The organism is Labilithrix sp. (assembly GCA_019637155.1).
Classification (GTDB): domain Bacteria; phylum Myxococcota_A; class Polyangia; order Polyangiales; family Polyangiaceae; genus Labilithrix.
In genome coordinates, this window is the sequence record JAHBWE010000032.1 from 73,112 (window position 1) to 86,229 (window position 13,118).

11 protein-coding genes are annotated in these 13,118 nt (G+C 71.9%); 10 read left to right on the plus strand and 1 reads right to left on the minus strand.

Annotation, left to right across the window (positions count from 1 at the left end; all coding sequences use genetic code 11):
• The first annotated feature begins 118 nt into the window (after positions 1–118).
• Genes KF837_42995 through KF837_43015 form a run of 5 tightly spaced genes read left to right on the plus strand, consistent with a single transcriptional unit; the run spans position 119 to position 4,075 of the window.
• Positions 119–1,411: a hypothetical protein gene (locus KF837_42995; protein ID MBX3234138.1), complete on the plus strand. Its 1,293-nt coding sequence runs from the start codon at positions 119–121 to the stop codon at positions 1,409–1,411.
• 48 nt (positions 1,412–1,459) lie between these two features.
• The gene (locus KF837_43000; protein ID MBX3234139.1) at positions 1,460–1,963 is read left to right on the plus strand and encodes a hypothetical protein; all 504 of its coding nucleotides are present in this window, start codon (positions 1,460–1,462) and stop codon (positions 1,961–1,963) included.
• Positions 1,964–1,978: 15 nt separating this feature from the next.
• Positions 1,979–2,359 carry a hypothetical protein gene (locus KF837_43005; GenBank protein ID MBX3234140.1) on the plus strand — a complete coding sequence of 127 codons (381 nt, stop codon included), beginning with the start codon at positions 1,979–1,981 and terminating at the stop codon, positions 2,357–2,359.
• Between the two features lie 6 nt (positions 2,360–2,365).
• Positions 2,366–3,325 (plus strand): hypothetical protein, encoded by a 960-nt coding sequence (locus KF837_43010; GenBank protein ID MBX3234141.1) that lies wholly within the window; start codon positions 2,366–2,368, stop codon positions 3,323–3,325.
• A complete protein-coding gene (locus KF837_43015; GenBank protein ID MBX3234142.1) occupies positions 3,326–4,075 on the plus strand; it encodes an SUMF1/EgtB/PvdO family nonheme iron enzyme in 750 nt (249 codons plus the stop codon).
• A gap of 12 nt (positions 4,076–4,087) precedes the next feature.
• Here KF837_43015 and KF837_43020 read toward each other — a convergent pair whose 3' ends face one another.
• Entirely contained in the window at positions 4,088–5,458 is a 1,371-nt protein-coding gene (locus tag KF837_43020; GenBank protein MBX3234143.1) for a hypothetical protein, read from the minus strand.
• 40 nt (positions 5,459–5,498) lie between these two features.
• On the opposite strand from KF837_43020, the gene KF837_43025 reads away from it, so the two are divergent.
• The 5 genes from KF837_43025 to KF837_43045 form a co-directional block, all read left to right on the plus strand.
• The gene (locus KF837_43025) at positions 5,499–8,249 is read left to right on the plus strand and encodes a phosphoenolpyruvate synthase (protein ID MBX3234144.1); all 2,751 of its coding nucleotides are present in this window, start codon (positions 5,499–5,501) and stop codon (positions 8,247–8,249) included.
• Positions 8,246–9,172: an RluA family pseudouridine synthase gene (locus tag KF837_43030; GenBank protein ID MBX3234145.1), complete on the plus strand. Its 927-nt coding sequence runs from the start codon at positions 8,246–8,248 to the stop codon at positions 9,170–9,172. Before KF837_43025 ends, KF837_43030 begins: the two co-directional genes overlap by 4 nt.
• A gap of 287 nt (positions 9,173–9,459) precedes the next feature.
• Positions 9,460–9,951 (plus strand): hypothetical protein, encoded by a 492-nt coding sequence (locus KF837_43035; GenBank protein MBX3234146.1) that lies wholly within the window; start codon positions 9,460–9,462, stop codon positions 9,949–9,951.
• Between the two features lie 92 nt (positions 9,952–10,043).
• A complete protein-coding gene (locus KF837_43040) occupies positions 10,044–11,615 on the plus strand; it encodes a protein kinase (protein ID MBX3234147.1) in 1,572 nt (523 codons plus the stop codon).
• Between the two features lie 18 nt (positions 11,616–11,633).
• A partial coding sequence (locus KF837_43045) for a serine/threonine protein kinase (protein ID MBX3234148.1) occupies positions 11,634–13,118 on the plus strand: 1,485 nt, incomplete at its 3' end.

A 13,118-nucleotide genomic window follows, 5' to 3' on the forward strand; every position in this document is an offset into this window, starting at 1 on the left:
AGGGCCGGAGGGGGTGCGCGCGAACGGGGGCGGCGGGGGTGGGGCTTGTGGAGGGCTCGATGGGGCGCAGTGTGGGAGGGCGCAGAGCTTGCTCTCTGCTGCGGAGTCGTTTGGGAACGTGCGGCATGAGTACTTGCTCGATCCTGCGAGCGCGATGGTGCCGGGGCGCGGGGTGCAGAAGAGCGAAGGCGGGTCGTTCACCGTGCTCCCGACGCGGTGTGCGGCGGAGCGCGGGAGCCGCGAGGAGGCGAAGGTCGACGCGTCGACGATCGACTTCTCGTACATCGGGGTCGCGATCGATCATGCCCTCGTCTCGGCGGACGCCGACGTCGCGCCCTGGCTCAACGCCGGCGCGGAGGCGGCGGAGCACAAGGTCAGCCTCGTCGCGGTCGCGTTCGTGCGCGAGCTCGATCCCCAGTTCTTCGGCGCCTCCGAGGAGGTCTCCTTCGGCGGCGAGGCCTGCGCCTGCGGGCGCGCGACCCACTTCGTCGGCGCGGTGAAGATGGGCGGGCTCATCTCCTACGAGATGACGGTGAAGAGCGCGGAGGTGCGCGGGCGCGCGCTCGACTTCGTGAAGGCGAAGATCGCGGCCGGCGACGCGCGCATCACGCAGACGGTGGTCGGCGGCCTCGAGGTGGAAGGGCTCGACTCCGTCGCGACCAACGCGAGCGGCGACGTGAAGACCAAGCCGCTCGGCTTCAAGGTGCGGACGCCGGTGCCGATCGCGTACGCGGTGTACCCCCTCGCCGACGTGTGCAAGTTCGCGTTCCCCGCCCCCGAGGTGTCGCCCGAGACCCTCGACTTCGGAGAAGTGCCGTACGACCGCGAGGAGACGCGCCTCCTCCACGTCGTCAACCGCGCCTCGATCGATCTTCGCGCGACGGTGGGGGAGCGGACCTTCGCCGTGTCCGCGCTCGGGAGCGTCGACGTCCCGCTCGCGTGGCGCCCGACCGGCGCGACGGTGGGCTGCGAGCAGCAGACGCGGGAGGACACGGTGCAGTTCTATCCGCGCGACGAGAACGTGCCGGTCACGCCGAAGGTGCAGAGTACACGTATCGTCTCGAAGGTGCGGACCGGGAAGGGGACGTGGTCGCGGCACGAGCACGTCGACAGCGGCACCGGACGGAAGCCCGACTACGCGTCGACGAAGCGGGAGTGGAGCTGCCCACCCGACTACGTCGTCTCCTCGTGCGCGACGAGGTCGACGCAGTGCGGGGACGGCAAGTGCACCACCGACGGCTACGCCGTGAACGCCGAGCCGGGCGCGAACGGCTGCCGCTTCTCGTGCAAGGGCCCGGAGTCGCTCATCCCTGGGCTCTCCTCGAATTTCTGCCGCTTCGACGCGGTGATGGAATGCCGCCTCCGCTGCGGCGGCGCGCCTCCACCGGCGCCGGTCGCGAGCGCCGACTGAAAAAACTTCGCAACCGCGCGTGCCCGGGGCCGACCACCGACCCACCACATGGAAACGCGCACCATCGCCCCGAGCTCGAACGTCTCCCTCGCCACGACCACCCCCCGCGTCACGCCGACCCCGCCGCGCGCGGCGAAGTTCGGCGAGGTCCTCGCGAACACCGCCGTTCGCTCCGCCGAGACGGCGATGCGCGTCCTCCCCGGCTCCCCGATGATGGCCGTCGCCGTGCGCGGCGGTGCGACGTCGGTGCCGCTCGGCACATCGACGTCGGCGCTCTCGGCCTCGGCGCCTGCGGGCCCCTCGCCGATCGGCGCGAGCGGCGCGACCGGCGCGAGCGGCGCGCCGGGCGTCCCGGGCGTGCCCGGCACCTCGACCCTCGGAGGCGCCGACGGCGGCATCGAGGCGTCGCTCCAGCACAGCCAGGACATGAACCTCTACTTCCTCGAGGTGCAGCAGCGCGTGAACGCGCAGAACCAGTCCTTCACGACGCTCTCGAACGTCATGAAGGCCGAGCACGACACTGTGAAGACAGCCATCGGCAACATTCGCTAAGCTCCGGAGGTCCCCATGGGCATCGATCGCATCGGCAAAGGCGGCGCTCCGCCGATTGACCCCGGCACCGGCGCCGGCGGCGTCGGCGGCGTCGGGAAGACGGGCGGCGTCGAGAAGACGTTCTCCGTCGAGGGCGCCGAGAAGACACGCGGCGCCGGCGACGTGGGCGCCGTCGACACGAGCTCGCCGCTCGCGCGCCTCCGCGCCGGCGAGATCGACGTGAACGGGTACGTCGACGCGAAGGTCGACGAGGCGACGAGCGGGCTCGAAGGCCTGCCGCCCTCCGACCTCGCCGAGATCAAGAAGGTGCTCCGCGATCAGCTCGTGACCGATCCCGGGCTCGTCGATCTCGTGACCAAGGCGACCGGAAGCGCCGCGATCCCGCCCGAAGAGTGAGGACGCATGCTCGGACGGCGCGCGTTCCTCACCGGCGTCGGAGCCGGCCTCGCCGGCTGCTCGCGCTGCGGCGCGCCCTCCGCGACGTCATCGTCGTCGGTCGAGGCCGATCCGAGCGCGACCGTCCTCCCGCCGCCGCCCCCGATCCCCGAAGGCGGCGTCGGCGAGCGCGGGCAGGTCGTCACCGAGACGTGGAGGCTCGGCGACGACGGGCGCGCGGTGACGATCGTGCCCGCGTGGAAGAAGCCCGACGAGCGACTTCCGGTCCTCCTCGCGTTCCATGGCCGCGGCGAGGCGATGAAGGGCCCCGACCTCGGCGTGATGGGATGGCCGAAGGACTACAAGCTGCTCCGCGCGATCGAGCGCGTCTCTGCACCGCCGCTGACGGCGGAGGACTTCGAGTCGTTCGTCGAGCCCGCGCGCCTCGAGCATCACAACGAAGCGCTCGCGGCGCGACCGTTCGCCGGCCTCGTCGTCGTGTGCCCCTACTCGCCCGACGGCGACTGGCGCAGCCCGAAGGCGATGAGCGCCTACGCGACGTACGTCGTCGAGACCGTGCTGCCGCGCGTGAAGAAGGAGCTGCCGGTCCTCGGGACGCCGGCGTCGATCGGGCTCGACGGCGTGTCGCTCGGCGGCGCGCAGTCGCTCCGGATCGGCTTCTCGCGGCCGGAGCTCTTCGGCGCGATCGGCACGCTCCAGGCCGCGCTCGACGAAGGCCAGGCCGGCGAGATGACGGAGCTCGCGAAGGCCGCCCGCGCGAAGAACCCGAAGCTCGCGCTGCGCCTGCTCACGAGCAAGGAGGACTACTTCCGCCGCGCGATCCGCGCGACGTCGCAAGCGTGGCGCGCGGCCGGCATCGAGCACGACTTCGAAGAGGTGCCGGGCCCGCACGACTACCCCTTCAACCGCGGACCCGGCGCCATCGAGATGCTGCTCTGGCACGACCGCACCCTCGCGCGGAGCTGAATGCGCGCCCTCGTCGCCGCGACCTTCGGCGTGCTCGTCACGATCGCGCTCTCGGCCCGCGCGACCGAGGACGCGGGCGCACCCTGCGCCGCGGGGATGCTCGAGGTGAGCGGCGACTACTGTCCCGACCTCGAGCAGAAGTGCATCCGCTTCATGCCCGAGTCGCAGGGCGGCGGCGATCGCTGCGCCGAGTTCGCGCCGAGCGGACCGTGCAAGGTCGCGACGGTGAAGAAACATTTCTGCATCGACAGGTTCGAGTACCCGAACAAACAAGGCGACAAGCCGATCGTGATGAAGACGTGGCTCGAGGCGCAGGCGATCTGCGCCGCGGCGGGCAAGCGCCTCTGCGGCGACAGCGAGTGGACGCTCGCGTGCGAGGGCGCGCACCGGATGCCGTATCCGTACGGGCGCAAGCGCGACGCGAACAAGTGCAACATCGATCACAAGCTGCCCGAGGTCGACGCGAAGGCGCTCGCCGATCCGAACCGCCGCGACGCGGAGGTGCACCGGCTGTGGCAGGGCGAGGCGAGCGGCTCCCGCGCCGAGTGCGCGAGCTACTACGGCGTGTTCGACATGACCGGCAACGTGGACGAGTGGGTCGTCAACGAGAGCGGGAAGCCGTTCCGCAGCGGGAGCAAAGGCGGCTACTGGGGCCCGGTGCGGGCGCGTTGCCGCCCGATGACGACCGGCCACGCCGAGAGGTTCGCGCTCTACCAGACCGGCTTCCGCTGCTGCGCCGACGCGAAATGAGTCACCTGCGCGCTACTCGGCGGTGAGCCCGGTGACGGCGACCTTCAGGTTGAAGCCGATCGTCGTCTGCTCGCGCGGCAGCTTGCCGGGCGAGGCCTCGAAGAGGCGGAGATCGTTCGTGCCCGCCTTCGAGTCGACGAGGAGCTGCACGTAGAGCGGCGTGACGGGCGGCGCGGTGATGAGGCGATGCAGCCTCGCGCCGGCCTCGGCCTCGGTCTTGGTCGTCGCGCACGAGCCGGCCTTCACCGCCGCGATCTGCGAGACGCACTGCGCGACGGCGGCGCTCTCGTTCCGATCCATCTCCGCGACCTGCGTCGCGAGGTCGACGCTCGCGCCCGCGAGCGCCTGCTTCATCGACTGCGTGACCCAGAGGCCGGGCCCGACGCGATAGAGGAAGATGACGGCGTCGGAGCCCTCGCGCCGCGCCACCGGGAACGTCTCGCGCACGATGCCCTGGTACATCTTCTGGTAGGTGTCGATCGTCTCCTTGTCGACGGCGTAGAGCTCGAGGTTCTCGAGGGAGAGCACCTCGCCCGGCGCGGTGCTCGGCTTCTTCGCGAGCACCGCCTTCACCGCGGCGCCGATCTTCTTCGCGCGCGCGGCGCCGGGCTTGCCTTGCGGCGGCGCGATCATGTCGGACGCGAGGTTCACGATCGCGACGCGTCCGTCCTTGACCCAGATCGCGGTCGGGCTCCGGCCCTCGGTGCGGCCGGCGTGGTTGATGCCGACGACCTGATCGATCTGCTTCAGGTACGCGTCGATCAACGGGCGGCGCGCGGCGTTGGCGCCTTCCTCTTCCGCCGTCGGCGGCAGCTCGGTCTCGTTGCTGCCCTCGCCGGGGACGACCGCCTTCGCCGTCGTGCCCGTGCCCGGGATGATGAGGTCCTCCCACGCGACGCCTCGCGCGAGCGTGGTGTAGAGGTCGCCCTCCGGCATCTCGGGGAGCTCGCACGGTGACTGCGTGATGTACGTCCCGTTGCGGCGCGCGTCGTCCGCGGCGACCACGATCGGGAGACGAGCGCGGCGCATCGGCTCCGCGCGCTTCTGGCGGCGGAGGATCTTCTGCTTCTTCGCGTCGATCGTGACGAAGCACTGCGGGGCCGCGACGGGGACGACCAGCTCCTCGAGCTCACGGACGTCGAGCTCCTGCGTGAACGTCCCCGCCGAGAGCGTGCGCGCGGAGAAGCGATGTTTGCCCACCGACACGCCGATCTCCTCGACGCGTCCCGGCTCGACCTGCCGCTGCTGGCCGTCGATCGTCACGCTCACCGGCGTCTTCCCCGCGACGACGTAGAGCTTCTGCGCGTACGCGCCGACGCCGGTCGGCTTCTCGTCGCAGGCGATCGCCGACGATGCGAGGAGGAAGAGCGCGAGACGTTTCACCGAAACCGATGCTACCGCATGGCGTTAGAATGCCGAGGAAATGGCGGAAGCAGCGCTCCCCAAGTCGAGCCGCAAGCTCAAGGACGAAGGCTGGCTTCGCTCGCTCGACGACCTGCTCGAGGACGAGAAGTCCGCCGCCGCGCGCAAGATCGGCGGAAAGGCCGCGCGGCTGGTCTGGCTCAAGCGTAACGGGTTCGAGGTCCCGGCGACGTGGGTGCTCCCGCAGAAGGCCTTCGTCGCGGCGGTGCGGCAGCTCTCGCCGTCGTCCGAGCCGCGGTCGCTCCTCCGCGCCGCGTCCTCGCGCTCCGTCTACGCGCGCGCGGCGGACGCGCGCGAGGAGATCCTCCGCGCGCCGCTGCCGGACGGGCTCGAGGCCGAGCTCTCGATGCTGTGGCGCACGCAGAAGGACCGCGCGCCGTGGGGCTTCGCGGTGCGCTCGTCGGCGACGTGCGAGGACGGCGCGATCGTCTCGATGGCGGGGCTCGCGGAGACGGTCCTCGGCGTGCGCGGCGTCGACGGGCTCGCGAACGCGGTGCGTGTCGTGTGGGCGTCGATCGCGTCGGGCCGCGCGCTGTCGTACCTCGCGAACAGCGGGGTGAAGGACGTCGGCATGGGCGTCGTCATCCAGCCGATGGTGCGCGCGATCGCGGCGGGGGTGATGTTCACGCGCGGCGCGAAGGCGTCCTCGAGCTCGAGCGAGCGCATCATCAACGCCGGGGTCGGGCTCGGCTCACCCGTCGTCGACGGCGTGACGACGCCGGACATGCTCCGCGTCGCGGAGGACGGGAGCGTGCTCGAGCAGACGATCGCGCGGAAGAGCCGCGCCACGGTCGTGGGCGCCGACGGCCTCGCGGAGATCGCGGTCGAGCGCCCGGACGAGCCCGCGCTCCGCCCCGAGCACGTGACCGAGCTCGCGCACGTCGCGGCGGAGCTCGAGCGACACGAAGACGTCGCGTGGGACGTCGAGTTCGCGTGCGACGGCGAGCGCGTCGTCGTCGTGCAGGCGCGGCACGTCACCGGCCTCGGCTTCCCCGCCGGCGGCGGCGCCGACACGGTGTGGAGCAACGTCAACGTCGGCGAGGCGCTGCCCGGCGTCGCGACGCCGTTCACGTGGTCGGTCGCCGGCGCGTACTCGGAGGCGGGCTTCCGCAAGGCGTTCGGCACGCTCGGGTGCAGCGTGCCGAAGAGCGCGGTCCTCGTCGGCAACGTGCACGGTCGCTTCTACTTGAACCTCACCGAGTTCATGCAGATCGCGGCGCAGGTGCCGTGGCTCGATCCGCGCACGCTCGTCGACCTCGGCGGCGGCTCCGGCGGCGACGAGCTCGCGCTCCAGATCGGCGACGTCTCGCGCACGAGCTTCTACGCGAAGCTGCCGCTGACGGCGGCGCGGCTCCTGCGCGAGCAGCTCCGGATCGACGATCACGTCTCGCGCTTCGAGGATGAGGCCGAGCGCGCGCTGCGCGATCACAACGCGCTCGACCTCGCGATCCTCCCCGACGAAGGCGTGGGGCGGAAGCTCCGCGACGTGCAAGCGCTCCTCGAGCGCACCGGCGACGTGATGCTCACCTGCGCGTCGAGCGCGCTCGGCTCGCACATCTTGCTGAAGGGCATGGTCGCGCGCGTCGCGGGCGGCGACGACGCGGAGCGCATCGCGCACGACCTCACCGCCGGCATCCGCGACCTCGAGAGCGCGCGGCCCGCGATCGGGATGATGCGCGTCGTGAACCTCGCGCGGCGCGACAAGGAGGCGCGCTCGATCCTCGAGCGCGACAACGCCACGATGGACGCGCTGCCCGAAGGTCCGGTGAAGCGCGCGCTCGCGAGCTTCCTCGAGCTCTACGGCGACCGCGCCGTGCGCGAGGCGGAGATCTCGACCCCGCGCTGGAAGGAGGACCCGCGCCCCATCTTCGCGATGATCCGCGTCGCGCTGCGGACCTCGAGCGAGGCAGAGGAGTCCTCTGCTTCCGTCGCGTCGGTCACCGGCGACGCCGACGCGCTCCTCGGTGAGTCGCGGCTCCGGCGCGCGAAGGCGATCGCCGACGCGGAGATGGAGCGGCTCTTCAAAGGCCTCGGCTTCGTGAACCAGACCGCGGTCCGGCACCTCGTCGCGCGCGCGCAGAAGGCGGCGCGGCTCCGCGAGCGCATGCGGACCTGGGTCACGCGCGCGCTCGGGATGATGCGCGACGTCGCGCTCGACGCGGATCGCCGCCTCCTCCGCCTCGTCCCCGATCTCGCGAAGGACTGGGCGCGCATCAAACAAGGTGGCGCGACCTCGCTCGCGGCGACGCACACCGTGTTCTTCCTCACGATCGACGAGGTCGTGCAGGCGCTCCGCGCGTCGCGCACCGATCTCGCGCCGCTCGTGCGTGCCCGCCGCGCCGAGCTCGCGCGCGACTGGGCGCGCCCCGATCCGCCGCGCACGTTCACCGGCGCGCCACCGCCGGTGCAGCTCCCGCCCTCGGGCGGCACGATGTTCAAGGGGACGGCGGCGAGCTCCGGCGTCGTCGAAGGGCGCGCGCGCGTGCTCCTCTCCGCCGCGCAGATGGACGAGCTGCAACCAGGCGAGGTCCTCGTCGTGCACACGACCGACGTCGGCTGGACGCCGCTCTTCTGCATCGCGGCCGGCGTCGTCACCGAGCTCGGCGGTCCGCTGAGCCACGCCGCCGTCGTCGCGCGCGAGCTCGCGGTGCCGAGCGTCGTCAACGTCGACGGGATCACGCGCGCGCTCCGCACCGGCGACCGCGTCCGCCTCGACGGCGACGCGGGCACGATCGAGAAGCTGCCGGCGTGACGAAGGTCTGGATCGTCCGCGCCGGCGACGGCGCCACGGTGGGCGACATCGTCCGAAAGGCGCACGCCGACGAGAGCGCGATCGCGGACGGACGCGTGTTCGTCGGGAAGAAGCGCGCGACGGCGGCGACGCAGCCGGTGAAGGTCGGGGACACCGTTCGCGTCGGGGCAGCAGCGTCCGCGGCGCCGCCGATCGAGGTTCTGTTCCAGCGCGCCGGCGTCGTCGCGTGCATCAAGCCGGCGGGCCTCCCGACGGTGCCCGATCACGCCGGCGCCGCGCACTCCCTCGTGGCGCTCGTCGCGCGACAGATCGGCGCGCGCGTCGAGGCGCTGCGGATCACGTCGCGGCTCGATCGCGAGGTGAGCGGCGTCGTCCTCTTCGCCCTGGACGCAAGCGCGGAGGAGAAGCTACGCGCCGCACGCGCGGCGGGCACGTATCGACGACGCTACGTCGCGATCGCAGCCGGCGCACGCGGCGCGGACGCGGGCGCGGCCGGCGCACGCGGCGTCGACGCGAGCGCGAGCGCGGGGGAGTGGAGCGCGCCGATCGGACGCGCGAAGGACCCGCTGTTGCGCGCGGTCGGCGGCGCCGACGCGAAGGAGTCACTCACGCGCTGGCGCGTCGTGGCGACCGGCGAGGGGACGCTGCTCCTCGCGGTCGAGCCCGAGACGGGGCGCACGCATCAGATCCGCGTGCACGCGTCGCACGCGGGCTGGCCGCTCCTCGGCGATCGCGACTACGGCGGCCCCACGCGGCTCACGCTCGCGAACGGCGCGATCGTCGCGCCCTCCCGCATCGCGCTGCACGCCGCGCGCGTCGAGGTCGCAGGCTTCGTCGCGGAGGCCCCGATCCCACGCGAGCTCCGCGACCTCTGGCGCGCATGCGGCGGCCACGACGACGCATGGCTCGCGGCCTGCACATGACGGACACGCTCGCGCAAGCCGACTCGCGAGTCGCGGCCCGCGCATGACGGACACGCTCCCGCCACCGAAGCGCGCGTAGCCACTCGCGCCATCGCCACGTGACGGACACACTCGCGCAACGGCGACTCGGGGCGCGCGGGGCGGACGCGATCGCGTGTGCGCCGAGGTTCCGCATGAGGTCGGGGCGCACATGCGTGCGTCGCGGAGATACAATGGGGGGCATGCGCCTCGTTCGCGTCGCTGTTGCTCTCGTGACGGGGGGCGTGCTTGGCGCTGGAGGGATCGGCGTGGCTGGGCGCGTCGCGACGGCGCAGCCCGCCGCCGACGGCGGGGCCGATGCGGCGAAGCCCACGCCGCCCGCGCGTATCCCGCCCGATCCGCCGCCGATGGACGAGCGCATGCAGTGGGTCTTCCACCTGCGCTGGCACAAGAACGAGGTCTACCTCGTCAGCATCCACAAGACGGACATGGGCGGGAGCCACCCGACGCCGCGCGTGATGGGTCGCTTCGCGCTCGAGCTCTTCGAGGGCCCCACCCTCATCGAGCGCGTCCGCTTCGACTTCCCGATGATGGGCATGGAAGAGGTCTCGGACGCGGGCTGGAAGACGCCCCCGCGGTTCTTGCCCGGGCTCACGACGCGGATCGGCGTCTACTTCCCGGCCACCAAGCGCGGCACGCGGCTCGAGCTCTGGGATCGCGCGACGAACCGGCGCTGGCCCCTCCCTTGGCCCCCGGTCGAGGGCGCGTTCGACGGCGGAATCGAGAGCCCGACCCGCTAGATCGACCGGCCGTCCGGCTCGTAGGAAGGTGGCTTGCTCCCAGCCACCTTCCCTCGGCAAACACGCCGACTTGTGCGACCCTTCTGTCCGTCATGACCCAGGCCGACGCCCCCAGCGCCGAATACCCGCTCGTCGGACAGACGATCGCCGGCAAATACAGGATCCTCCGGCTGCTCGGCGAGGGTGGCATGGGATGCGTCTACCAGGGCGAGCAAATGCTCGGCACCACCGCGCGGCGCGTCGCGGTGAAGACGCTGCACCAACACCTCTCCAAAGACGAGTCGGTCAAGGCCCGCTTCCGCCGCGAGGTCGGCACCGTCGCCGCGCTCGAGCACCCGAACACGATCCAGATCTACGACTTCGGCGAGATGCCGGACGGCACGCTCTACATCGTGATGGAGTTCGTGCAGGGCCGCAGCGTCGCGGACATCCTCGAGAAGGACGGGCCGATGCCGCCCGATCGCGTCGAGAACATCCTCCGCCAGGTCGTCGGCTCCCTCGAAGAAGCGCACGGGCACGGCATCGTCCACCGCGACCTCAAGCCCGACAACGTCGTCCTCGCGGAGCGCGCGGGTCAGAAGGACTGGGTCGAGGTCCTCGACTTCGGCATCGCGAAGCGATCGAGCGAGCACGATCCGAACGAGGCCAAGCTCACGCAGCAAGGGATGGTCCTCGGCACGCCGCCGTACATGAGCCCGGAGCAGTTCACGGGGCAGCCGATCGACACGCGCTCGGACATCTACGCGCTCGGCGTCATGGCGTACGAGATGCTGAGCGGCAAGCTCCCGTGGGAGGCGAACACGGCCTGGGAGTGGGCGTCGAAGCACATGACCGAAGCGCCGACGCCGCTCGAGCGCCAACCGCTCGGATCGCACGTCCCGCCGCGCATGCGCGACGCGATCGCGCGCGCGCTCGCGAAGGACAAGGACCAGCGCTTCTCTTCCGTGCGCGCGTTCTTCGAAGCGCTCTCGGGCGGCGCCGCGCCGGCCACCGGAACGACCGGTCCATCTCCGGTCGCGATCGCTCCCGCGGGCGGCACCTCCGCGTTCGGCGCCCCCTCCGGCGCTCCCGACACGCGAATGAAGACCGAGATGGGCGCGCCCGCGATGAACCCGATGGGCGGCCCGCCGATGGGAGGTCACTACGGCGCGCCTCCCTCGCCCGCGATCCCGCAAGGGCCGCCGGGTGGAATGGTGACCGCGTCGTCGGCGAGCGAGAAGAAAGGACCGCCGGTGCTCGTCATCGCGCTCGCGGCGCTCGCGGTGCTCCTCATCGCCGGCGCCGGCATCGCCGCGGCGGTGGGCGGAAAGAAGAAGCCGACGACGGCCGGCGGCCTCGAGCTCCCGACCGCGACCGCGACCGCCGAGGTCCCGTCGAGCACGACCGACACCGACGTCACACCGACCGCGACCGACACCGTCGCGTCGGCGGCGCCGCTCACGCCGCCCGCGCCCGGCCCCGCCGCCGCGAACCCGAAGCCGGCGGCTCCCGCGCCGGCCAAGCCGCCGACTCCCACGCCGCAGCCGCCGGCCCCGAAGCCGACGCCGAAGCCCGATCCCCCGATCTGCCAGAAGGCGCGCGCGGCCCGCGACATGAAAGGCATGTCGCCCACCACGATCCGCAACCTCGAGCAACAATGCCGAGACCAGGGCGGCACCCCCTAGTATCCTGGGCCGCGTCCGTTGAACTGCCCGTCCTGCCGTCAGCCCGTCACCGTCTCGCCGCCGCCGCCGTTCTGCGCGTCGTGTGGATCGCCGCTCCCGCGCGAAGCCACCGTCGACCCGCTCATCGGGCGCGTCCTCCACAACAAGTACAAGGTCGTTCAGCTCCTCGGCGAAGGCGGAATGGGATCCGTCTACCTCGGCGAGCAGACGCTCGGGACGACCGTCCGCAAGGTCGCGATCAAGACGCTCCACTCGCATCTCTCGCGCGATCCGGCGGTGAAGGAGCGCTTCCAGCGCGAGGTGGGGACCCTCGCGGGGCTCGAGCATCCGAACACGGTCCAGGTCTACGACTTCGGAACGACGACCGAGGACGGCCTCCTCTTCATCGTCATGGAGTTCGTCCAGGGCCGCCCGCTCTCGGACATCATCGACAAGGACGGCGCGCTCGCGGCCGATCGCGTGCAGAAGATCATCACCCAGATCGGCGGCTCGCTCGCGGAGGCGCACGGACAGGGGATCATCCATCGCGACCTGAAGCCCGACAACGTGATCATCACCGATCGCGCGGGACAGAAGGACTTCGTGAAGGTCCTCGATTTCGGGATCGCCAAGCGCAGCGGCGAGGCCGACCGCAACGAGAAGAAGCTCACCCAGCAAGGCATGGTGCTCGGTACGCCGCCGTACATGAGCCCGGAGCAGTTCACCGGCCAGCCGATCGACGCGCGGAGCGACATCTACTCGCTCGCGGTGATGGCGTACGAGATGCTCACCGCGAAGCTGCCGTTCGAGGCCGGCACCGCGTTCGAGTGGGCCACGCTCCACATGACCGCCCAGCCGAGGCCGATCGAAGCGACGCCCAACGGCGCCGCGCTCCCCGAGTCGATGCGCGGCGCCATCATGCAGGCTCTCGCGAAAAGCCCGGATCAGCGGTTTCCGACGATGAACGCGTTCGTCGATCGCTTCACCGGTCGCGTGCAGCCGAGCGCCTCCGAGTCCGCGCGGATGAAGGCGACGAGCGGGCCCGCCGCGATGCCAGTACCGACGCCGGGGGCTCCGCCCGTCGCGACGCCGGCGAACGACGGCCGGATGAAGACGCAGATGGGCGAGCCGCTCGACGCCGCGGCGATGTTCGCGGGCGTGCCGGCGGGCGGGACCGCGGCCGGTCCGCCCCTCGGCGCGTCGCCGGCCGCCCCCGCGTACGCGCCTCCGCCGACGCCGGCGTATCAACCACCGGCGCAGATCGCTCCGCCGCCGCAGTACCACGGCAGCTCCTCGTCGCAAGGAGGCGGCGGTTCGAACAAGGGCCTCATCCTCGGCATCGCGGGCGTCGTCGGCTTGCTCAGCATCGTCGCGATCCTCGCCGGCAGCGGCGCGTTCAAGAGCAAGACGTCGGTGCCGGTGCCGCCGATCGATCTCGGCCCCGCCGCCGGCCCCACGCCTTCGCCCACGCCGACCGAGACTCCGACGGAGACGCCGACCGCCCCCGCGACGACGCTCGGCGGC